Source organism: Ruminiclostridium papyrosolvens C7 (assembly GCF_000421965.1).
In the GTDB taxonomy this organism is placed as follows: Bacteria; Bacillota; Clostridia; order Acetivibrionales; family DSM-1351; genus Ruminiclostridium; species Ruminiclostridium papyrosolvens_A.
Genome location: NZ_ATAY01000028.1, coordinates 1 through 23,437 on the forward strand (window position 1 = coordinate 1; position 23,437 = coordinate 23,437).

The 23,437-nt window shown below is 37.4% G+C and carries 23 protein-coding genes and 4 tRNA genes; 5 read left to right on the plus strand and 22 right to left on the minus strand.

Features of this window, described 5'->3' with window-relative positions:
* Positions 1 to 1,189 (plus strand): polysaccharide deacetylase family protein (locus L323_RS29225; RefSeq protein WP_020815197.1); only part of this gene is annotated, 1,189 nt, incomplete at its 5' end.
* Positions 1,190 to 1,461: 272 nt separating this feature from the next.
* Positions 1,462 to 3,264, plus strand: coding sequence for a WD40/YVTN/BNR-like repeat-containing protein (locus tag L323_RS29230; RefSeq protein ID WP_020815198.1), 1,803 nt, complete (start codon positions 1,462 to 1,464; stop codon positions 3,262 to 3,264).
* A 259-nt stretch (positions 3,265 to 3,523) separates the two neighbouring features.
* Here L323_RS29230 and L323_RS29235 read toward each other — a convergent pair.
* The 9 genes from L323_RS29235 to L323_RS29275 form a co-directional block, all read right to left on the minus strand.
* Positions 3,524 to 3,598, minus strand: a tRNA-Arg gene (locus L323_RS29235).
* Positions 3,599 to 3,703: 105 nt separating this feature from the next.
* Entirely contained in the window at positions 3,704 to 4,108 is a 405-nt protein-coding gene (locus L323_RS29240; RefSeq protein ID WP_020815199.1) for a hypothetical protein, read from the minus strand.
* Positions 4,105 to 4,578 (minus strand): GNAT family N-acetyltransferase, encoded by a 474-nt coding sequence (locus tag L323_RS29245; RefSeq protein WP_020815200.1) that lies wholly within the window; start codon positions 4,576 to 4,578, stop codon positions 4,105 to 4,107. The genes L323_RS29240 and L323_RS29245 overlap by 4 nt, the downstream gene beginning before the upstream one ends.
* Before the next feature lie 36 nt (positions 4,579 to 4,614).
* Positions 4,615 to 5,301 (minus strand): HAD family hydrolase, encoded by a 687-nt coding sequence (locus tag L323_RS29250; RefSeq protein ID WP_020815201.1) that lies wholly within the window; start codon positions 5,299 to 5,301, stop codon positions 4,615 to 4,617.
* Position 5,302: 1 nt separating this feature from the next.
* Entirely contained in the window at positions 5,303 to 6,106 is an 804-nt protein-coding gene (locus L323_RS29255) for a lipid II flippase Amj family protein (protein WP_020815202.1), read from the minus strand.
* A gap of 156 nt (positions 6,107 to 6,262) precedes the next feature.
* Positions 6,263 to 6,904 carry a hypothetical protein gene (locus L323_RS29260; protein WP_020815203.1) on the minus strand — a complete coding sequence of 214 codons (642 nt, stop codon included), beginning with the start codon at positions 6,902 to 6,904 and terminating at the stop codon, positions 6,263 to 6,265.
* 81 nt (positions 6,905 to 6,985) lie between these two features.
* The gene (locus L323_RS29265; RefSeq protein WP_020815204.1) at positions 6,986 to 7,354 is read right to left on the minus strand and encodes a hypothetical protein; all 369 of its coding nucleotides are present in this window, start codon (positions 7,352 to 7,354) and stop codon (positions 6,986 to 6,988) included.
* A gap of 69 nt (positions 7,355 to 7,423) precedes the next feature.
* Positions 7,424 to 9,838, minus strand: coding sequence for a stage II sporulation protein E (gene spoIIE / locus L323_RS29270; RefSeq protein WP_020815205.1), 2,415 nt, complete (start codon positions 9,836 to 9,838; stop codon positions 7,424 to 7,426).
* A gap of 241 nt (positions 9,839 to 10,079) precedes the next feature.
* The gene (locus tag L323_RS29275) at positions 10,080 to 11,519 is read right to left on the minus strand and encodes a nicotinate phosphoribosyltransferase (RefSeq protein ID WP_020815206.1); all 1,440 of its coding nucleotides are present in this window, start codon (positions 11,517 to 11,519) and stop codon (positions 10,080 to 10,082) included.
* Between the two features lie 186 nt (positions 11,520 to 11,705).
* Here L323_RS29275 and L323_RS29280 point away from each other — a divergent pair, with 186 nt between their 5' ends.
* Complete coding sequence (locus L323_RS29280; RefSeq protein WP_020815207.1) at positions 11,706 to 12,551, plus strand: YitT family protein; 846 nt, start codon at positions 11,706 to 11,708, stop codon at positions 12,549 to 12,551.
* Positions 12,552 to 12,579: 28 nt separating this feature from the next.
* Here L323_RS29280 and L323_RS29285 read toward each other — a convergent pair.
* The 4 genes from L323_RS29285 to L323_RS29300 all read right to left on the minus strand — a co-directional run bounded on the left by L323_RS29285 (position 12,580) and on the right by L323_RS29300 (position 13,895).
* A tRNA-Val gene (locus L323_RS29285) sits at positions 12,580 to 12,655 on the minus strand.
* A 3-nt stretch (positions 12,656 to 12,658) separates the two neighbouring features.
* Positions 12,659 to 12,733: transfer RNA gene (locus tag L323_RS29290), tRNA-Glu, on the minus strand.
* 32 nt (positions 12,734 to 12,765) lie between these two features.
* Positions 12,766 to 12,842 (minus strand) — tRNA-Met (locus L323_RS29295).
* Between the two features lie 321 nt (positions 12,843 to 13,163).
* Entirely contained in the window at positions 13,164 to 13,895 is a 732-nt protein-coding gene (locus tag L323_RS29300; RefSeq protein WP_020815208.1) for a hypothetical protein, read from the minus strand.
* Between the two features lie 248 nt (positions 13,896 to 14,143).
* Here L323_RS29300 and L323_RS29305 point away from each other — a divergent pair, with 248 nt between their 5' ends.
* A complete protein-coding gene (locus L323_RS29305) occupies positions 14,144 to 14,374 on the plus strand; it encodes a hypothetical protein (RefSeq protein ID WP_020815209.1) in 231 nt (76 codons plus the stop codon).
* A gap of 236 nt (positions 14,375 to 14,610) precedes the next feature.
* Positions 14,611 to 15,903, plus strand: a complete 1,293-nt coding sequence (locus L323_RS29310; protein ID WP_020815210.1) for a S1C family serine protease — start codon at positions 14,611 to 14,613, stop codon at positions 15,901 to 15,903.
* Between the two features lie 43 nt (positions 15,904 to 15,946).
* Here the strand turns inward: L323_RS29310 and L323_RS29315 are convergent, their stop codons facing one another.
* The 9 genes from L323_RS29315 to L323_RS29355 all read right to left on the minus strand — a co-directional run bounded on the left by L323_RS29315 (position 15,947) and on the right by L323_RS29355 (position 23,437).
* The gene (locus L323_RS29315) at positions 15,947 to 16,561 is read right to left on the minus strand and encodes a GNAT family N-acetyltransferase (protein WP_020815211.1); all 615 of its coding nucleotides are present in this window, start codon (positions 16,559 to 16,561) and stop codon (positions 15,947 to 15,949) included.
* A 3-nt stretch (positions 16,562 to 16,564) separates the two neighbouring features.
* The gene (gene msrA, locus L323_RS29320; RefSeq protein WP_347498647.1) at positions 16,565 to 17,062 is read right to left on the minus strand and encodes a peptide-methionine (S)-S-oxide reductase MsrA; all 498 of its coding nucleotides are present in this window, start codon (positions 17,060 to 17,062) and stop codon (positions 16,565 to 16,567) included.
* Positions 17,063 to 17,105: 43 nt separating this feature from the next.
* Positions 17,106 to 17,387 carry a DUF503 domain-containing protein gene (locus L323_RS29325; RefSeq protein ID WP_020815213.1) on the minus strand — a complete coding sequence of 94 codons (282 nt, stop codon included), beginning with the start codon at positions 17,385 to 17,387 and terminating at the stop codon, positions 17,106 to 17,108.
* Between the two features lie 27 nt (positions 17,388 to 17,414).
* Entirely contained in the window at positions 17,415 to 18,089 is a 675-nt protein-coding gene (locus tag L323_RS29330) for a lactate utilization protein (protein WP_020815214.1), read from the minus strand.
* A gap of 19 nt (positions 18,090 to 18,108) precedes the next feature.
* Entirely contained in the window at positions 18,109 to 18,570 is a 462-nt protein-coding gene (locus L323_RS29335) for a YaiI/YqxD family protein (protein ID WP_020815215.1), read from the minus strand.
* Between the two features lie 177 nt (positions 18,571 to 18,747).
* A complete protein-coding gene (locus tag L323_RS29340; protein ID WP_020815216.1) occupies positions 18,748 to 19,752 on the minus strand; it encodes a LacI family DNA-binding transcriptional regulator in 1,005 nt (334 codons plus the stop codon).
* A gap of 67 nt (positions 19,753 to 19,819) precedes the next feature.
* Positions 19,820 to 20,947: a hypothetical protein gene (locus L323_RS29345; protein ID WP_020815217.1), complete on the minus strand. Its 1,128-nt coding sequence runs from the start codon at positions 20,945 to 20,947 to the stop codon at positions 19,820 to 19,822.
* Positions 20,948 to 21,159: 212 nt separating this feature from the next.
* Positions 21,160 to 21,885: a TIGR03943 family putative permease subunit gene (locus L323_RS29350; RefSeq protein WP_020815218.1), complete on the minus strand. Its 726-nt coding sequence runs from the start codon at positions 21,883 to 21,885 to the stop codon at positions 21,160 to 21,162.
* Between the two features lie 22 nt (positions 21,886 to 21,907).
* Positions 21,908 to 23,437, minus strand: a complete 1,530-nt coding sequence (locus L323_RS29355) for a permease (protein WP_020815219.1) — start codon at positions 23,435 to 23,437, stop codon at positions 21,908 to 21,910.

Here is a 23,437-nt window from a genome sequence, read left to right on the forward strand (position 1 = left end):
CTATCAATACTGGAGTGTACGTACTTCAAAGAGATCCAGCGGAAGCGTAACTACTGCAAACCACTTTAATGCTTGGAAGAGCAAAGGATGGACAATGGGTAGTCACGATTACCAGATAGTTGAAACTGAAGGCTACCAGAGCAGCGGAAGCTCCAACATAACAGTAAGCGAAGGCAGCAGCACAGGCGGAAATACTGGCGGAGATACAGGTGGAAACACCGGTGGAGATACTGGCGGAACTACTGGCGGTATTAATCTTAATTCATGGCAGTGCAACAATCGCAGCAGCAGCCTAAACTCATGGACAGGTGCTGTAGGTGGTTGGAACGTAGGCGATTGGATAGAATTCGACAACGTTAATCTTTCAGGTGCAACTTACTTAAACTTTAATCTTGCATCTGCACAAGGCGGTAGCTACAAAGTAGTTACTGACAGTTACTACGGAACACAAATTGGTACTCTGAATTTCACCTCAACTGGCGGTTGGGATACTTATACAAACCAAAGTTGTAACCTAAGCAGTGTAAGCGGAAGTCACAATCTATATATCATATGTACTAGTGGTACAGCTAACATTGGTACTTTGACACTTGGAGGTTCAGGCTCAACAGGTGGAAATACAGGCGGAAATACAGGCGGAACTAACGGCAATGTTTATCTTTGCTTTGATGATGGCCCAAATAATAGCAACTCAGCTACTCTTATAAGTGCTCTAAAGAATGCAGGAGCCAGCAAAGCTACCTTATTTGTATGGGGCAACAGAATCAGCAGTAACTCAACAGGCTGGGATGCTTATAAAAATTCAGGATTCAGTCTGCAAAATCATAGCTGGACTCATTCTCATATGACCAGCTGGAGTTACCAACAGGTTTATAATGACTTACAGCAATGTAATCAAGCCATCGTGAACGCTGGAAAACCTGCTCCTACGAAGATTAGATTGCCTTATCTTGAGAGCAACTCCACCATTCAACAGGCTTGTTCAGCACTGGGTTTGACAGTAGTATCACCTAACGTTGATACTCAGGACTGGAACGGAGCAAGCACACAATCCATCGTTAGCGCTTGTAACAACCTGAACGCTAATGGTAATGCATTGATGCATGATGCATACGCAACAACTAACGCAGCTATTCCTACTATCGTTCAGAATCTGAAAAACCGCGGGCTTGGTTTCGCGCAATATTAAAAACTGAAATAGTCCCAAAAGTCGCCTGTTTTTACAGGCGGCTTTTGTATTGACTATGTCTATTTTAGCTTCAAAATCCTAGTGTGCAGTCGGAATCATGTCCCAATATATTTGCTTATTCAATGATTTTTGTAGCAGTCCCTATATTTCTCAAAAAACTTGTATCAAATAACAATTTTTGCTATTATTTAGTAGATTTTATACGTAATGTTGAATATTATATACGCACGTATTTTACAAAATAGCTAATTATAAATAAGGAGGAGAAAAACATGAAGAAGGTTAACCGAACCTTACTTAAATCTTTTCTAGCACTCGCGGCTCTGTTATTGATTGTGTCTATTATATTATTTATTCCCAAACAGGCATCATCTGAACCATGGGTACAAACCAGCGGACCATACGGTGGTTACATCCATTGCTTTGCAATCGATGGTAAAGATATTTTCGTGGGTACCGAAGGAAGTGGTGTTTTTCACTCAACCAATAGTGGCAAAAGTTGGAATGAGGTCAATTCTGGTTTGACAAGTAAAAATGTATATTCATTGGCTATTAGCGGCACAAATATCATTGCCGGAACCAACGGCGGAGTATATATTTCCAACAACAACGGCGTAAGCTGGGAGTTGGACAATTCAGACTTGAAAAATACTATTGTCCTCTCTCTTGCTACCAGTGGTACAAATATTTTTGCAGGAACCAGCAGCGGGGTTTTTCTTTCCACAGACAATGGCGCAAACTGGAAGGCGGTCAATTCGGGGTTGTCATTCATTAGTGTCAATTCTATGGCTATATGTGGCACCAATATCTTTGCCGGGACTGAGGACGGCGGCATTTTTCTTTCCACAAACAACGGTGAAAGCTGGAGTCCGGTTAATTCAGGTCTGACAACCACACAAATCAATTCCATCGCTGTGAGTGGTACAACAATCTTTGCCGGAACTTATGGCGGAGGTGTTTTTGCTTCTACTAATAATGGCACAAATTGGGATGCAGTTAACTCCGGTTTGACAAACAACCATATCTACTCTATTGCCTGCAGTGGTAGTAATATCTTTGCTGGTACCGATGACGGCGTTTTTCTGTCTACTAACAACGGTACAAGCTGGAATGCAGTTACCTCGGGGTTGACAAACAAATATATTTTTTCTCTTGCCGTCAATGACAAGAATATTTTTGCCGGAACCAATGGTGGTGGAGTATTCCTTTCCACTGATAATGGTACAAGCTGGAGAGGGGTCAATTCCGGTTTAACAAACACCCATGTTGGTACTATCACCAAGAGAGATACGTCCATTTTTGCCGGAACTAATGGCGCAGGTGTATTTTTCTCTAACAATGGTGGCAAAAGTTGGAAGGAGATTAACTCAGGTTTGACTAACCCTTATGTTTTCTCTCTTGCCGTCAGTGGTACCAATATCTTTGCCGGAACTAACGGAGGAGGCGTTTTTCTTTCTACTGACAATGGTACAAGCTGGAGAGAAGTCAGTTCAGGTTTGACAAACAAATATGTCTACTCTCTTGCCGTCAGTGGTACCAATATCTTTGCCGGAACTTTGGGTGGTGGTGTTTTTCTTTCAACTAATAACGGTACAAGCTGGAGTCCGGTTAATTCAGGTCTTCCAAACCCTAATATTGGGTCTCTTGCCGTTATCGATAAAAATATCTTTGTTGGAACTTTTGGTAATGGTGTTTTTCTTTCCAACGACAACGGAACAAGCTGGAAAGAGGTCAATTCAGGTTTGACAAATACTCAAATATTTTCTCTTGCTACCAGTGGCACAAATATCTACGCAGGAACTCCAGAAGATGGTGTTTTTCTTTCTACCGACAACGGAACAAGCTGGCACTCGGTTAATTCAGGTCTGACAAACCCAAAAATTGATTGCCTGGCAGCAAGTGATAAAACTGTCTTTGCCGGAACTTATGGTGGCGAGGTATTTATTTCTAAAAACAACGGAAAAGGCTGGAGAGCAGAGAACTCAGGATTGGAGAATATTGACGTTTATTCTTTTTGCATAAACGGTTCTAATATCTTTGCCGGAACTAATGGCAGGGGTATTTGGGTAAGATAGGGTATAAATCCAACTCTCTAAAAGATAACATCGAATTTCTTGAGACCACTGAAAAAGTGTCCTCATATTAATAGAAAAGGTCATAGGCATAAAAAATTGCCTACGCCTTTTTTTTGCATTTTGGTGTAAAACAAACGTTAAAAGTATAACAGGATGCAGCTAGTGGATAAAAACAAAAAATGGATTCGTGACTTTTCAAAGCCTCTTTATTTAGTATAAAAAACACCAGCACCCTTTTGGATACTGGCATTTTTGAACTTGGCGTCCCGGACAGGAATCGAACCCGCATCAGTGGAACCGGAATCCACCGCTTTATCCATTAAACTACCGAGACAAATTGAAAAGTCCACTGATATATTATAGACTATTGAAGCCCACTTTACAACAAAGGAGATTGAATTCTTTTGATATTCGACTATAAGTTAAAGTTTATAATAAACTATTTAAAATAGGCATTGAATAATAGCATAAAACCTAGTAAGAATGCTGTCAAACCGGTTAGTGCAAGATATATTTTACCTTTACCTGGAACCTTTCTTATTATAAGGTAGTTGCTGATTACTAGTGCTGTAAGAAAGATAACTATTATAAGTGATGTTATTACTTTTGAACCAGTTGATGGACTAACCAAAAATCCAAACAGCCCAATCAAAATGATAGGGGTTAAGGATATTCCTACCACAGAAGAAAATAAATTAATAAGTATTATTATTAAAAATTTTTTTGATGATACCGGGTATTTTATTTTAGTATCATCGATTGTATTTAATCTCAAATCATACCCACATTCACAATACCTTGTATTAGTTTCATGTATGGTTTTACAATTAGGACATTCTTTCATAAATCCCCTTTTATATTTTTCATCATAAGTTGTTCAGCTATGCCTTTTTTATACAAATCAGGAATAATACAGACCTCTTGGTATCCCACCTTTTCATATAATCGTTTAGCTCCAACATTAAAGTCTGCAACTACAAGAAATAATTTTGTATACTCTTTTGCGTTTGTGTCTTCAAAGTATTGAAGTAACTTTTTTCCTATACCAAGATTTCGATATTCCTCTTTTACAGCTATTAAATGTAAATAAGGGAAGCTATGGAATGCCCCGTTTTCAACTACCCAAATAAAGCCTACACATAAGCCTTCTTTATTAATAGCTACAAATATCTCTCCCTTTGAAATCCCCTCATTAACTGATTTAAAAGCTGAGTTTTCCTTAGAAAAATGTACTCTCCCCAATTCTGATTTCTGTAAAGCATTAATACAATCAGCAGAGTGTTTTTCCTCCCCTTTAATAATACTTACTTCCATTTAATTACCCCCCTTTTTCTTTGTTTAATCTATCATTTAAATAAACTCAAAAATATCCATTAAGTTCTCACAATATTTTTTATAGTTATGTGAATTTTCCTTTCTGACCAAAATAGCATTTATGCCTGCATTTACAGCCCCTAAAATATCAGCGTCATAGCTGTCTCCAATCATTGTTGCTTCACAAACATCCCTAAGTTCACTCATTACTTTTTTATATGCCTGTATATTGGGTTTTTCAAAACCTATATCAGCAGACGAATAAATACCTTCAAAAAATCTGCTAATGCCTAATTCATCAACTAAAAGCGTTAATTCAGGCACATGGTTTGAAACAATAATATTGTGATATCCTTTATTTTTCGTATTCTCCAGGCAAGGTATTGTATCGTCATAAAGCTGCCATTGTGTAACGTCTAAATATCTTACTTTGATTTGACTTGCCACCTTATATGACAGATTTTCTTTAACTCCAATTTCCCTAAGAATGTTTTCAAAATGCAATGTCATGTGATCCCACCAAGGAGTACCTTTAAAGAACTCGGTATGGGGTGTATTCGGGGAATGCCACGGGAATCCGTAATTCAAGTATTGTTTTATGTCGTTAAGTGTAACATCTTTGTAGCCGAATTCACGCAGAAGGTCGTATATTACCTGCCCCCACATACCATTCCTATACGCTAATGTGTTATCAAAATCCCAAAGAATATATTTTTTCCCCATATCATATCACCCTTGCAATACTTGCAATAGCCATTGCTGCCGGAACCAATAAAAGCTGAGCCAGCATGGTTCCTACTATAAGTCCGCAGACAATAAATATTACGCAGCGGCTGAAATCCAACTCTGTACACTCACCTTTGATAACATCATCTGTCATCATTGAAATATAAGGGTCAATAAACAAAAACATAAGGATAGTAGCAACACCATTTATTGCTGATGACAAGGTACTGCAGGTTGTTCTAAATTCAGGGTAAAGGCATCCGGCATATAAAGAAGCAAGTACACCTACTGTAGATATGGAGGATGTAATTACATTTAATAATACTATTTTCTTTGGTATCTTTCTTAAACTTTTCAGTTGAGACAGGTTATCCTTTTTAGGAATAGTAATACTCCTCTTGAACTGTTCTATACCGGACTTTGAAAATCCATGTAAAATGAGTCTCGGAACAGACCTATAAACACTAAAAGATTCTACTGCTTTTGTGAAAACTCTCATAAATGTAGGCAGAAGCATTGCACCGATAATTGTTGCAAGAGTAGCTGAAAGTAATATCCACCTGAAAATATGCAACATACCGTCGGTATTTCCGCCCTCAATACTTTTTTCAATGGTTTTTGCAAGCAATGGGGCCTGAAAGGTGTTAGCTGTCCTTGACAGCAATGCAAACACGTTAAATATCGCAAAAGCAATTGCTATTCTCCCAGTCTTTACACCTACTATTCTGACACTGTAGGCCAGCGTTCCGACAATATATATTACAAGTGTAAGTACAAGAACAGCTGTAACTTGTATGGTCATTTATGAATACCTCCATTATAAAATGTAAGTATTCTACATCTTCATGCCGATTACCTTCCATATAAGGTAATATATTGCACCACCACTACATAAAAAAATCCCTCTATGCAATTTTAAAAGCATAGACGGATAGTTTCTATAACATATTTTAGCTACCTACAATCTCATTATAATAAGTGATAGCAAATATTGGATTGCAGAACTGATTAGTGCATTCCAGCAAAATACAAGAACAAACACCAGTCCTCTTACATTGTTAGATAACCTGAACAACACGCACAGTCCTCTGGCTATTGCACCGTTAAACCAGAAATATGACAGTATTCCCATAACAGTTGTTATAAACAATAAAATCATTGAACCAGTGGAGAACGTCCATCTGCTGCTAAAGTAAATTAAGATATCCATAGGAGTTAATAGAATGTTAGCCAGGATATAAACCTTCACAACCTTTGTAATAAGACTTGAATATGTATTCACCACAGAAGCATTATATCCTTCACTCCTCTTTTTGAAATGCTTTATAACGTCAAAAACAGGGTATGAGAAGCAAATCACATCTACAAACCCTATTATTAACGCAGTTATAAATAAAACCGCTGCAGTTTTAAAATTAAAGCTTAAATTGGTTATAAAAAAACCCTTTGGATTTTGCGGATTGAGTATATAGAAAATAACATCCCGCAAACCTACAAAAACTATACCAATGTAAAGCCACATACTTTTATCAGTAAGCTTTGAGTAAAAGTCTTTTTGCAGCAAAAAAAGATCAATAATTGTATTGTATTTCGATTTCATTTCTGCTCCTATCACAAAACGCATTTATCATTATATAATATATATTATTTAACAGAGTTCAATCAATATAGCAAGATATTTTTAAAATATTTCTATTAAAATATATGCTATTGCTGCAATACTTCCGATAAGGGCAGAATTTATTATAAGAATCTTCATAAACCGGGATTCGTTAAACTTTCTTTTTAAATGTTTTTTACACGCCGGCCTTTGCCTTTCTTTCGGTACAGTTGCCAAGTTACCCTTGTTTTCCTTAACATAATTATTTATTATTGCTTCTGCCTCCCTTAGAATAAATTTGTTATTGTACACCGAACCTCCCTCGTTTTGATGTTTCTTTTCATTATCGCCGCTTTGCGCATCTTGTTTCATTACCAGAATAGCCTCCTCAAACAGGTTTGAATGTATGTCTCTGAGCACGATTACCTTTTTTTCCTTACCATAAAACATAGTATCCTCCATAAAGAACATTTATGGTTAGTTTGTGAATATTTAACATAATTATTCAATGTTAATTCACTATAATGGTTTCCAAATTTTAGAAACCATAACCATCATGTCATCTACGGGTTCTTTGTCCTTACAACGGCTCAATGCTTCCTCCAGAAGATCATCTGCAATTTTTTGAGGATTCTTACTTGTCATTTGTGAGATAACATTTTGAACCTCTATAATGCTATCGTCGCTGCTTTTAAAGGAATCTACGATTCCATCTGACACCATTACAATATACTCTCCGCTATTAACGCTTTTGTGAATCAGTTCCAGTTCAACATTGCACAATATTCCCGCCGGAAGAGAAGCAGCCCTTATTGTCTCAACATAGTCATCACGTTTGATAAAAGTAGGAGCGGCCCCCACCTTTACAAATTCCACTTCTCCGTCATATAAATCCACAACAGAAATATCAATAGTAGCAAAGGATTCATCATTTGATTTAAGAACAAGAATAGAATTTATCAGTTTTACAGTTGTGTCTTTGTCAAACCCTGATTCCATAAATTGTTCTATGAGATTGACTGTTGCCTTACTTTGGAGACATGCTTTGTGTCCTGTACCCATCCCATCACTTAAAGCAGCAATATATTTCCCGTCACCGCTGTTAAGAAATGTATAATTATCTCCCGACACATGCTTCTCATCTTTTGCAACTCTTGCAACACCCGTTATTACCTTGAATATTTCTTCCTTCACAAGCTTTATGCTACAGACGTCCGTTTTTGTATTAAGGCCGCAGTCACTTCCGTTCTTCACCATCCTGCAGCCTATGACATCAGACACAACTTTTTCTACACAGCCTATACAGCTTCTTTTTCCTCCGCAGCCTTTATATGATAATGAGATTTCATAGTTGCCGTTTTTGTTCTCATATACAATTGCTTCAACATTGCGTAAGCCTTTTTTGGTAAGCTCCAGAAGTATATTGTTTTCAATGTCCTCCTTAAAAATAATATTCGTATTCAATTCAACTGCCAGATTGGATATAATTGTGGACATACTCCTCATTTGTTGAGAAACCAGACCTCTGCTTTCACTGATTCTGCTCCGCCAAACCATATCAACCTTAAATAACTCATAGGTATAATTTACAGCCTTTACAAAATCGTCTATGCGCTCGCACCTGTCCAGGAAATACTGTGGAATATCCTGTTGGTCTATCCAGCCTTTGCAGTCAAGTTTCTCTACAATTTTAAAAAGAATCTGGTAGGTATTGCAGAAATTCTGCTCCCAACAATGGCTGCAAAGACTACAGTCCTTGCAAACCCTGTCTGCAACTCTGTCAAAAATAGCAGTTATGTCATGCTTTTCAGTAACTGACTTTGTTTCAGATATTTCATCAAAGGTTTTTGCCATTTCTCCAAAGGCTTTTGAGAATTTGTTCAGCTTTTCCACCGTAATCTCTTTAATTCGCATACTGTAGCCTTTTTTGTCTCCTCTGGCTTCAAGTGCTTTATTAAATTTGTTTACCACTATATCCGTTACTTTATTCGGTATTAACATAAACAAAATAATTGCCACAATTATTTCATACAGATATATAAGTACTTCCGTAGACCCGTTGGTATAAAACGTTAAAACCGCATTTCCCATCAAAACACCCATGCATGAGCCAGCTTTCCCCATCTTTCTCAAAATTCCTGAAAGTAAACCGCAAAAAGCATATGAAGAAACCATAAGTGGTGAAGAATTCGACGAAATACTTATTACCGTTCCAACGATTACACCTATGGCTGCTCCGTTTCCTGCCCCGGTTCTATAGCTGAATACTAAAATTGTAAGAATACAAAGAATATTTCTCAGGCTAACCCCAAGTACAGCCCATGTTCCCAGCCCTCCAACAGAAAGTGCACAGGCTATAGCTATACTTAAGACCTCTTCGTTAGTAAGAACATGTCTCTTAGTCGTGCTGCCTATTACGTCAAGTACATTTTTAAAAACAAATGCAAGTGCAAAAATCAGGAATCCGTTCAGAAGGGATTTTAAAACATCATATAAAAGAAAGCCCTGAAAACATGTAATAAGCATTTCAGGTATAAGAACACCTGCGGAAGCAGTTATAGCCGTTCGCAGGGACGAGCCTACGCTTTTTTTGAAGGGAATATTCATGGCATTAAACAGCAACATAGACACTGCGGCAATATATATCTGGACTGTAGCTCCCGAAGTCAGCATACCTGCGATTATTGCGAGTGCAATCAAAACCCTGCTTAAATTCAAACCCAGAGTTGCCGCATACAAAGCTATGCCAAAAGGCATCAAACCGCCCATCAGGGATATCCTGCCCAGCAGAAATGATGCCGGAATTACAATCAGATTTAATTTATTTGCTCTGTTCAAATAGTCAAGCAGTGCTGCTGCTTTTGAACTGCTGTTTTTGTGAAGTTTCTCTCCGAATTCACCTAAATTATTGTATGGAAGTGTTTCTGTTTTCATTTATCTAGTGACCCCCCGCCTTTTATCTTCTGTGTGATTGCCCGGTTACAGCACGTAGGATTGATTATAAGGCAGGAGTATAAAAATATTTGTCACTTTTGGTACTTAGGAAATAAGATATTTTAGACAGTTAATTTCAAAATATCTTACTTTTATAACATTAATTAAAGTATATTTTCCTAAGAATAACTTTAAGTAAAATGTAAATAATTACCTTTTATGTCATTCATGTCGAAAACTTCTATCTGTTCTCTTCAATAAGTTTATGTTTAATATCCCAAAGTCTTTGAGATAAGTCTACATAATATTCATGAGGGAACTCAAAACGCTTTACTTCGTCCCAAAGGGATTCAATTTGCTCCTTGCAGTATTTTCTGGTTTCCCGGATTGTCGGAACATCATACACTTTTTTGCCCCCTATAAATATGCGTACCAAAAGTTCCCTTGCTGTAAAATCAGAAATAGTCTTACGCTTCCATGTAGCATCAGGATCAAAAAGCTCCAGTTCCTTTGTTTGGTCTATTGTTTCATCGTATACACAAAGTTGGTCTGCAATAGCTTTGCCGGTTTCATTTTCAAACAGGCGATATACTCTTTTAAAATGGGGATTGGTTATCTTAGTAACATTTTCACTCAGTTTTATCTTTGGAATAATTTCACCATTTTCATTTTCAATAGCACACAGCTTGTAAACACCGCCGAATACAGGTTCACTTTTTGAAGTTATCAGCCGTTCTCCTACCCCAAAAATATCAATACATGCCCCCTGTGAAATCAAATCACTTATTATATATTCATCAAGAGCATTTGAGGCTACTATTTTACATTCTGTAAGTCCTGCATTATCAAGCATTTCTCTGGCCTTTTTTGACAAATATGTCATGTCCCCGCTATCCAGACGTATTGCACATTTTGTAATGCCTCGAGGAATGAGGACTTCCTTAATTGTACGTATAGCATTAGGAACGCCGCTTTTAAGCACATTATATGTGTCAACCAGAAGCGTGGTGTTATTGGGGTACAGTTCACAATAGGTCTTAAACGCCTCATATTCGCTATCAAACATTTGAATCCATGAATGAGCCATTGTTCCGCCTGCGGGTACACCGTAGAGTTTGTCTGTCATAGCACATGCGGTGCCTTCGCAACCTGCAATGAAGGCAGCCCTCGCTCCAAGTACGGCTCCATCTGCCCCTTGTGCCCTTCTGGAGCCGAATTCCAGAACTGTTCTGCCTCTGGCTGCCCTAACTATACGGTTAGCCTTGGTAGCAATAAGGGATTGATGATTAATTGAAAGAAGTATAAAAGTCTCAATAAGCTGGGCTTCAATAACCGGCGCTTTTACGGTTATAATCGGTTCATTGGGAAAAACAGGTGTTCCCTCGGGAACTGCAAATATGTCTCCGGTGAACCTGAAGTTTGAAAGATACTCCAAGAAGCTATCTGAAAACATATTGAGGTCTTTCAGGTATTTTATATCATCTTTTGAAAAATGCAGGTTTTGAATATATTCAATCACCTGTTCAAGACCGGCAGCGATAGCAAAACCGCCTCCATCAGGTACTTTTCTGAAAAAAACATCAAAGTATGCAACTTTGTCGGCAAAACCATTGAGAAAATATCCGTTGCTCATCGTAAGCTCATAGAAATCACATAAGAGAGCATAAGTTTCATCAGTCATAATAGTATAATCCTCCATATAATAATGAAAATTAGTATTTTATATATAAAAGTCTCATTATATTCAAGAGTATATACCAAATGCCATAAAAATTACAGTAAGGCCCGAATGATTGACTATTAATATTGTGAAGAATAATATTATATATTGGGTACATTAATATTGCTATAGGGGCTGTGATATATAATGAAGAAACATATTATGGATTTCATTTTAATTAATGTAGGATTGCTTCTGGTAGGTATAGGTATTTGTTTTTTTAAAATACCCAACAATTTCGCAACAGGTGGAGTAAGCGGACTTGCAATAATAGCCAGCAGTTTTTTTAAAGACATAGACGTAGGCCCGATGATGCTTATAATAAATATAGTCCTGCTCATTGTAGGATTCATTTTTCTAGGCCGGGATTTTGGCTCAAAAACAATGTATTCCAGCTTTGCCCTTTCAGGAATCGTATGGGCTATCCAAAAAATGTATCCGTTAAAGCATTCTCTGACTGACGATATGATGCTTGAACTAATCTTCTCAATTATTTTTCCTGCCATAGGCTCTGCCCTTGTTTTCAATCTCAATGCCTCTACAGGAGGAACAGACATTGTAGCCAAGATACTCAGCAAACATACAAACCTGAACATCGGAAAAACACTGCTACTGACTGATTTTCTCATTGCAGCCGGAGCTGGAGCGGTCTTTGGAATAAAAATAGGAATGTATTCTATTTTGGGTCTTTCGCTTAAAGCTTTTGTTATTGACCTTGTAATGGAAGGGTTCAACGTTAGCAAGCAATTTGTTATTATCAGTTCCAAATCGGATGAGATAAAGGAATATATTGTAAGCCAGCTTAACAGGGGAGCTACTATATATAAAGCCGAGGGCGCATTCAGCCACAAGACTGAGGATGTAATTTCTACAGTTCTCAACAGAAGACAGGCTATAAAGCTCCGAAACTATATACGCAGTATAGACGACTCTGCATTTATAACCATAAGCAATACTTCCGAAACCATAGGTAAAGGCTTTAGGAGTATATAAAAAAAGACTGCATATAATGCAGTCTTTTTGGTGGGAACTATAGGGCTCGAACCTATGACCCTCTGCTTGTAAGGCAGATGCTCTCCCAGCTGAGCTAAGCTCCCGATTGGTGACCCATAGGGGAATCGAACCCCTGTTATCGCCGTGAAAGGGCGGTGTCTTAACCGCTTGACCAATGGGCCATAAAATAAGCGATAGTTACTATCGCTTAAAATGGTAGCGGCGGTGGGATTTGAACCTACGACCTGCCGGGTATGAACCGGATGCTCTGGCCAACTGAGCTACGCCGCCATTTTTATGTCGCCCGTTCTCTAACGTGCTTTTACATTATACATAAGAAACAGGACATGTGTCAATAGGAAGTTTTATATTTTTTTTTAAAAATATAAACACCGTTAAATAGTCGCAAAAGGGCAGTAAAAAACCCTTAAACCACAAGGTATAAGGGATCTATTTTTCAGGAGGAATATATTTTAAGACCGGCCGGCGGAATAATCCGCCGACCAGAATTGATTGTTTTCAACAATACAAATTTTATAGGAAATAGTTCTATTTGTATATGTATAAATTATTTAAAATTTTTATTTAATCAATTAATTTTATTGTACACTTTTACTCCTGAGATCCAAAAATAGCTACGTATTGGCTTGAAAGTTCAAACTTCATGTTTTGGAACTTCAATATACTCTGTACGTACCCCAGAGAATCCGCATGATACCGTCCTGCTATTTTCTGATAACCCAAAAGCTCATATACTCCGTTACCGTCAAAATCGACCGGATATAATCCGCTTAGGGGGTCAACCCAGCCTTCAATGGGTGCTTTGAGAATTCCCTCGTTAGTGTAAATATCACTTAGATACTCTCTGCCTTTATATGTTATATCCAGTATGTACGTAGTTTTCTCTGCCAAGCTTTGAACTGACACCTTGTAATAATTCAGATAGTTTACTTTGTATTGGTATTTATTATTAAAATCTTCATAATTGAATATCATTGCAAGGCGGTTATTAACATCAGAAAAAACGTAATAAAACATTATGCCGCCGCTTCCGCCTGAATTAATTCCTACTAATATATCATTAATTCTATCTCCGGTGAAATCCCCCAGAAACAGCCTCGGGGAATAGCCTGCATCTGAAGGAAGCTTGGAATTCTGCTTAATACCCGTTCTTCCATCCTTTATGACTAATGTAATATCCCGCAAAAAATTGCTGTCAGGTGTTTTTACAGCTGTGAGATATACATAATCGGCAATCCTGTCTCCGTTCACGTCACCGTAGGCACTGGCAACTACGTTTCCGATATCGTTTGGAAACGAACCTGAATTGTTTGAATACAGCATTAAGTCTACCCCTTTTTTCAATATTTTGAACTGCTAATATATAATATGAAGAGCTTCTTTATTGGTGAAATTATATATTTCCCATAACCCAAATATTGAATAAACAATTCTCTGCAAGGGTATAAATATTAATGCCACTTTCGTACTCATTTACAATTTGCAAATACAATATATATGTTCTTCAAATCAATTACATCTAATATTATTATATGGAAGTGAGTAAATTTTGTATAAGGTCAGGTGACCATATGATAATTCAATGTGAAAAAAAGGAATTTATTCAGCAGGGCGACCAATTGGCAATAACCCGAGATGACAAGCTAATCGGCTACGGTAAAGTTATCGCCCTTCTGGACGAACACGTACTAGTAGATATTGATGATTCAGCCAGTAAATCATTATTTGAACTCTTCGCAGAAGCTATCCCTTGTGACTTTACATTCGTCAACGAAAAATATATCCCCAAAAACATCGAGTAAACGTCAATATCAGGTATCCCATGTTTACCGGGGTAAAATCGTTTGCTGGAAAATACCCGGCTTACGGTTACCCTGGCAGACAGGAATTGCACTATTACTTTTATGTCATGTTAACATTTTGTTTTAAAAATCATAACAGTTTATTAACTTTTTCTTCGTAAAAAATACATAATTTACAGCTATTATATAAACATAAGATAACTTAATGAAATTTTAAACGATAGGAGGACTCAATTATGTATAACAATAATGATGATTGGAACAATGAATACTATAATAATTCAAACTTTGATAACAACCAAATTATAACAATAACCCCTAAAAGAAAAAAACATAAGTTTACTACCTATTTATCACTTGTACTTATAACCTCAATGGTTACCGGGGCAGCAGTTGGTGGCGGAATGTACTACAAGTTTTCAAAGGAACTTGACAGACAGGTGGGAGATCTTCAGAAAACGGTTGCGCTCTCAGCAAAAAGCAATACAGACTCCACTGTAGGAACCCTTACTTCATCCTCAGCCGAATCACTCAAAGCTGCCACTCTTCTAAATACTTCGGCGGGAGACATGAGTATTTCCGAAATAGCAAAGAAAGTCGGCCCCTCAATTGTAGGTGTAACAATGAGCGTTCAAAACAGTCGTTCTTCGGGATTCTACGGTTTTGGAACACCATCCAACTCCAGTTCTGAAGGTTCAGGTATAATAATCAGTTCAGACGGATATATAATGACAAATTACCATGTTGTATCATACGCAGACCCTAAGAGCGGAGCAAAAAACACTACACTTACAGTGTATTTACCTGATAAAAGACAAGCAAAAGCTACATTTATAGGCGGTGATGAGGATAACGATCTTGCTGTTATAAAGATAAATCTTACTAACCTTCCTGTTGCAGAACTTGGCAGCTCCTCCCAAGTAGAAGTCGGAGAAACTGCTGTAGCCATTGGAAACCCACTTGGAATGGAGTTCGCCGGCTCTGTAACCGTTGGTGTAATAAGTGCACTAAACAGGCAGGTTGATACAGGTAACGGGCCTATGGATCTTTTCCAGACAGACGCTGCAATAAATCCCGGCAATAGCGGCGGTGCCCTTGTAAATTCAAAAGGACAGGTAATTGGTATAAATTCGGCCAAGATATCTGAAAGTGGTGTTGAAGGCCTTGGCTTTGCGATACCAATGGACACAGCAAAACCGATAATTGAACAGCTAAAAACCTATGGATACGTTAAAGGAAAGCCTTTGATAGGAATTTCAACTCAGGAAGTTCCTGAGCAATACTCTCAAATGTATGGAATTCCTGTAGGACTCTACGTAGTGGAGGTGACTCCGGGCGGAGCCGCTGCAAATGCCGGTATCAAAGCAAAGGACATTATTATTAAGGTAGACGGTAAACAAGTTAAAACGAATGCAGATATCGATGCAATTAAGAAACTGCATAAAGCCGGTGATACTGTAGACGTAGTCGTTTCCAGAAGCAGCCAGCAAGTAACTCTCAAACTTACATTTACTGAAGCTAAACAGTAGCAATCAATTTCTAATGACAAGTCAGGGCTTTAAAATATACCCCCTAAAGCCCTGACTTGTTTTTTATTTTCAGTTCCATCTTATGAAAGAATTTTTCACCCAGAAGTTTAAGATAAATATCCCCCATACCCTTCTCAATTGTTTCATTTAAACCGCTGATGGAATTTGTATTAATCTGTAGAGTTTCCTTCGGTAAAATCATCAGATACATAGGAATATCCCATATAGAATATTCAATATCCGGCAGCAGTATGAAGCCGGCTTTTTCATAGAATTTTATCCTGTTTTCCCTTATATTGCGTTCTTTCTGTTCCAAAGCATCCTCCGGCTTTTCAACCTCAACAATAATACTTCTCTCACCGCAATATCTGTTTTTTAACATTTCAATGAATTTTGAGCCGAATCCTTTTCCCCTATATTCCTTATAAACTGCCAATAAGCTTATTAGAACTAAAGAATTTGTACTGTCTCCGGTACAAATTGAGTATGCAACAGCTTTCTCGTCATTTACAAGCACAAAACCCTTTTGAATGTCTTTCTCAAGCTGATTGTATAAAACTTTATAGGGCGGATACTCTCCCGGAGCAAAGTCATTTACTATGTTTATGTATAAATCCCTGACCTCTTGCAGATTAATAGGCCTTATATCGTATGCCATAGTTCATTCCTTTCCAATGTCATTAAGTATGGACAAGTCAATGTGACAGTACCCATGAGGATTTTTATCAAGATACTCCTGATGATAATCCTCTGCTTTATAAAAATTATCAAGAGGAAGAACCTCTGTCAGGATTTTTCCTTTGTACAACTGCTGTTTGCTGTTGAGGTAGCTTTCTATAACTTCTCTGTCGTCGGAATTCTTATAATAAATACCTGTACGGTACTGTGAACCTATATCGTTTCCCTGTCTGTTCAGCAAGGTTGGGTCTATAATTTTGAAAAAGTAATCCAGCAGCTTTTCAATGGAAATTTTAGTTGTATCAAACTTTACATAAACAGTTTCAGCATGGCCTGTTGACCTTCTGCAAACATCTTCATAGGTAGGGTTTTCAGTGTTTCCGTTTGCATATCCAACCTCCGTATGGATTACTCCCGGAAGTCTCGACAAAAAAGCCTGAACTCCCCAGAAGCATCCTCCCGCAAGCCATATCTCCGAGATACTCATATTTGCTTCAATCATTGCAACCACTCCTTTTGTATATTTATCTGTCCTCAAATAAAACATCAGTTATTTCTGCTTCTGTATTTGCCTCTATAAATTTCATGACTTCATTCAGAACAGCATTTGCCTGTGCTCTGCCTGTAGACACACAGGCCATACCTATTACAATAGTCTGATATAAATCCTGCTCCTCTGTTTCAGCTATGGAAATGTTAAATTTGTTTCTGGCCCTTTGCACGATACTTTTAACTATCATACGCTTGTCCTTGAGCGAATGGCACATAGGTGCATAAAGCTTTATTCTCAGGGTTGATACAATCATACAGCCTCCCTCTACAATTGAAACCTATTAATAGCCCAGTTCCTCTCCAACTATTATTACCTTAATCCTGTCCTTTTGGTTCTGGTATGCACTGACAACATAATTGCAGCATATTCTGTTTTGCCCGCCGCATCCACTTGTCATACAGGAATTCCCGGAAGCCAGTCCCATGCACTCTCCTTTTTCCGAACAATAGGAGGTATAATCAAGTCGAGTGGCGTTTGCCGGAGCTGCCATGGTTTTTACCCTTTTAACTGCATCATCCAGATTTCCTACTATTTTATTTATACCCACCACAATTATTACTGATTCCGGACCGTAACATATAGCAGCTACCCTATTGGAATTACCGTCTACATTGTATAGTTCCCCATTTTCCGTAATGGCATTCGAACTACTTAGATACACATCAGCAAAAAATGATTTTCTAAAAATTTGTCGCATCTGTTCCCGGGATAATCCCTTTTCATAGCGGTCTAGAAGGGTGTATTTACCCGAACGAAGCAAATCTATAATTCCTGCTTCAAATAAGCTCATAGAACCGCCCACTGCAACCGTATCTCCCTCTTTAAGCAATTCAGCTACCTTCCCTGCAACATCCTTTACAGTTTCTACATAATAAGGTTGCATGTTATTGGCTTTCAGATTTTCCATGGTTTTCTTAATTCTTTTGTCTAAAATAGCCTTTGTATTTTTATCCATTTTTAACCCCTCCATTATCCTATATATTAAAATCCTGCGTGCTTTCAGACTCTGATTTTATGAGCATCAGGAGTGCTTTTTCAAAGGCTTCATCATTCTCCTTTGACCTTTTTCTTATAGTGCCGGTTCTTCCTCCCGCCCTCCTGATTTTTTGTCCCAAATGTCTTTCAAATAACAATCTGTCGATATTATTGTCCGAGTATATCAAGCCATTCTGATTCAGAACTTTTGCGCCTTTACCCAGTCCCATAGCAGCTACACCATAGTCCTGAGTGACCACAATATCGTTCTTTTGGAGCATATTGATAAGCTTTATGTCAACACTGTCACGTGCCTTGTCTACGGTAATTACCGTACTATATCCATCATTTAGTTGGTGACTGGTATCAATAATCATGATAACTGGAATGCCATATTCCTTTGCAATCCTGATGATTATATTCTTTACCGGGCATGCATCTGCATCTACAAGTATTTGCATATAAGTTCCTTCCGGCTTTCATTTTATTTATTATTCTATACCAAATAATTCAATTAAATCAACTATCCTAAATCTTTTCAGACTCAGGACATTAGGTTAACGTTAAGTTTCATATTCTATAAAAAATAAAAAAATCACATGGAATACCCATGCAATTTTTTATTTTATTTTTGCCGGTTAAATTTTTTTAACTGATTCCCTGTATACAATCCTTCCCTTTATGGTGGATCTGCCTTGGCTTTTGTTCTCTTTCTTTACCTTGCCAAGTATGGATTTGACTGCTGTTCCCGCCATTTCCTCTACATCCACCTCTACTGTTGTAATTTGAGGTTCAGATATTGTGGCATATATATCGTTATCAAACCCGACTACGGAAAAATCCTCCGGTACACTATAGCCCATTTCCTTCAGCTTTATTATGAGGTTATATGCTATACCGTCACAGTTGCACACAAAAGCAGTAGGCATATCTTTGGGAAATTTTAGCTCAATATACTTTCCATGCTGGTCCCTGTCGCATATCACATAATCTTCTCTCAATTTTATACCATGTTCCAAAAGAGATTTGCACATACCCAGATATCTGTCCTGAATACTGCTGGTTGCATATATATCGCCGACAAATGCTATATTAACATGTCCGTTTTTTATAAGGTAATTTGTTAATTCATAAGCTCCTGAATAATTGTCCACTGTTATAGAATCAACATTTGTACTTTCATCGTAAAAGTCCAGAAAAATAGCGGGTATTTCAATATTCTTCAGAGCCTTTATATAAGCTTTATTCACCTGTCCCAGAACAATAAGTCCGTCTACCTTTTTGTCATAATAAAACTTAGGTAGTATAACATTGTGCTCATCCCCCGAGTTTAATACCTGAAGTATTGCGCAATACTGGTACCTCTCCATTATCTGAGATAGGTGTTTGAAAACACTGAAATAATATGACTTGTCATCCCCCAGAAATTGTTCAGGGATGATTACTCCTATATTGTATGACAAACCATCTCTCATGGATTTTGCCATCATATTGTACCTGTACCCCATTTTATCGGCTAAATCTTTTATTTTTTGCTTTAATTCTTCACTGACACCGTCTTTATCATTCAGTGCTTTAGAAACTGTGACAATGCTGACATTTAATTCCCTGGCGATATTCTTCATGGATATGCTGCTTTTCATAATCTCACCTCTCATAAAAACTGTCAGTACCATTTATCTTTAGTGGTTGATTATATTTTACTATAATTTATTTAGTTTTGCCAGTTCTGGTTGCAGCAGTACTAAAGTACTTTGTTAACATAATATGTAAATTAGATTCCAATTCAATTAAATCCTTAATCATTGCAGCAGTTTTGTTATTAAGGTTATTAACTTTGGACTGAAGTATTTTATTCATGTGCTTTTCTAAAATGGTCCATCTGGAAATGGATTCTCTGAGGGTACCCAAAAGTTCCTCAAATCTCACGGAGTTATCATTGTTGGCCTGCTTTAAGTACTCAAGAAGAATTTTTCTTGCTCCGTACAGCATCCAGAAATCGAAGGTGAGTCTATCTCTTTGCTTCCAGCCCACTGTCTGAAAATAGTTTTTAAGATTGTACTCCTCATCACATAATTGAATAAATTTATGTAAAGCATCTATTCCATAATAAATTGTATATCCGTACAAATCATTATTGCTTCCCTTAAAATAATTGTCTCCCATAGTTTTTATAAAGCCTGTAATTTCTTCTTTCATTGTACTGCACTTATACAACTCGGTTTCATTGATTTCCAGAGTGTAACATCTCAGAAAGTGGCTACAGGCCTCAGCAAGTTCGCTTATGGGTGCCACCCCAATCTGACTGTTCAAATCATATGTAACGTAATTATTCTTGTTTACTGAAAAGGGAGCCTTCTCAGCAAAATATATCTTGTCATCCTCGTAATGGAGCAGAATATTCACATGGTTCTGAGGTCCCTGAAAATATGTGCTTACATCAAAGTTGGAATCATATTTGTGATAGAATTTCATCTTTTCGAAGACAGTTTGAAGTATAACCATATGGCCTTCATCAAGAAGCTCCTTCAGAAAGTCTATGGAATCCTTTTCCTGAATTTTAACATACTCATTCAGCTTTACATATTTACTCCAAAGTGACGTTAAATTCTTACTTTGATTATTTATCCGTAAAATATCATCTGAGTTGTGAAGCCAAAGAGCAGGATTTATATCTCTAATAAAAAGAGATGTAATTACGTTTTTGTCTATGCTGACACTGTTTTTTAGTATGTTGTAAATCGAAGATTCCATGCAGTTGAGCTGCAGTGAAACAAAATCATCTTTTCCGTCACTAAACTTAAAGAAGTTAAGATCTTTTAAATCACATTTATTCATATTTCCACCTCATTAAATTTTAGATTTCAAACGGGTTTAGACCGATTTGACTTCTGAAACATTTATGGTTAAGTAGCCTTGGTAACAACAAAAATATATGTTATTTATTTCCATAATATAGCAATTAACTTAGATTGTCAATGAGATTATGTTATTTTTTGTATTAATATGTAGTATTTTGGCATTTGCCATGAATAATTTTATGCCAATTACTAATAGGGAGAAACCAGTTCATTTTCCGGCTTGTGTGCAGGAATAACTGATACCGCATAGAGTACGGGCATTTCCTTTTTCATATGGGGCTCGTACTCTATTTTTATTCTGGCTGTAACGTAAACCCACTCACCGTATTTCAACATTTCAGCATCCTCATATTTGCACATAAAGCCATATGGTACAAGGTCTGCGGCACAGCACACCATAGACATCCGGGCTGGAACAAATTCATTACTGCCAAACCCGTCCATCCGCAACACAGCACCTTTGACTCTCACTGTCTTATTGTTGTATTTGTCTGGATTTTCACAAGCATCAGTGTACCATTTTAAATATTCTTCATCGCTTATATAAACTATATCGTTGTCATTCTTCAAATGCGCTTCAGACAAATCTCTATCTCCTCCATGTTGTATTTGCCCGATATTAGCCTTGATACCGAAGCTGTCAGCAGGAACTGCCGGGGTTATAATGCCTGCAAGTAGAGGGATAGCAAGAATAACACAAGGGAGTATGTGATTTCTGCGTTTTGGCTTGAACAAACCCGGCGACAAGGATATTGCAATAATTATAACTCCCGTTACAGAAAACCAGATGTATTTTACTATGTGTATGTTAACATAATACTTAATTTTGTCTGTAATAACAGCATAGGTGAGTAAAGCCGCAATTAATAGTAAAATTGTTATCTGTGCAAGAACCTCTCCGTTTACTTTTTTCATAATATTACCAATCCCTCTCCCGTCAGCTAAAAAATGCTGCTGCTATTGAGAAAATAAAAACCGCAATAACTATGAGTATTAAAATCAGCTCTATGAGAAATCTCTTTTTGAAACCAGCTGAGAGCATCATGATATTTTTCAAATCAAGCATGGGCCCCATTACCATATAACAGACTACCCCATACATTGGAAAGCTGTAGGAAAACCCCCTCGCAATAAATGCATTGGAAGTTGAACATACGGACATAAATACAGCTGCCCCCAACATTACCAGGAGTTCCACGTATCGACTTATCCCCGTTGCCGAAAACAGCTCTCTGGATAAAAACATCTGTATAAGTGAGGTTACAAATGCTCCTACAACTATGTAGCTACCCACATTGAAAAATTCCATTCCTGCATGTCTTATAAGCATCCCCAGTTTTCCTATAAATCCCTCTTGTGAAAAATCCCCTATATAACCGCCTGCACACGGTGTTTCCAGAACCGTCTCATTTACGGCATATTCTTTTGTAACCCCTGCAAATTTCACTATAAATCCCACCGACAGTGCTATCATAACCCCTAGTCCTACTCTCATTAATACAACTTCCGGTTTATTGGGAAAGGCATAGTATGTAGACATAATTACTACAGGATTTACAACAGGTGCACTTAACAAAAATGTCAACACATAGTGTAGGGGAACTCCCTTTCCGGCAAGTCTTGAACATATGGGGGCCATTGCACAATCGCATACAGGAAAGAAAACTCCCAGAACCACAGCTGCTGGGAAACCCGCCCACTTAAAACGGCTAAACACTTTAACTATTTTTTCGTCAGAAACAAATACTTGTAGGAAGGATGAAATAAATATACCTATTAATATGAATGGAAGGGCTTGAATCAGAATACTGAGAAAAATGGTTATAAAAGCAGAACCTGTATTTTTAACTGATATAAAAACCAAGTATAATACAAACAATAGCGCCACTAATAAAAAAGCACTGAAATCTTTATTATTATTTTGTAGGATTTTATAATCATTTTTAAAATATACAGCTTGCGCCTTACTGTTTACAGCCTTTATGGCTCTTTTGATATTTGTTTTCTCCACCGAATCCAAGGATTTGTCCCGGTTTAAGATAACAATATCACTGTTCGAAATCTGCTCCGTCATTATTGACTTCATATTGTTCAGGTACAATACAAAGTTGGAAGCATTCGCAATGAAAAATATATTGTATATATGACAGTCTGAAGGCAGCCTTATCCTTAAAAATTCTCCTATAGGCCATGTTCCGTTATATTCTATAAAAATCCGGGCCGGGTCATGTTCCTCAATAATTGAACTTATAAAGCTTCTGTCAAGCATATGTATATCGTTTACATTAATACGAATGGTATTGTATCTCTTTAGTATACTTTCCCGGTATTCCTCAAATCCCTGTTCACAGCATATTAATACGGTTTTTTTACTATTTGTGCAATGCTGACTTTTTAATAGATTTTGTATGAATGTGGTCTTGCCGGCTTCAAGGAATCCTCCAATTATACTTAATTGTATACTCAC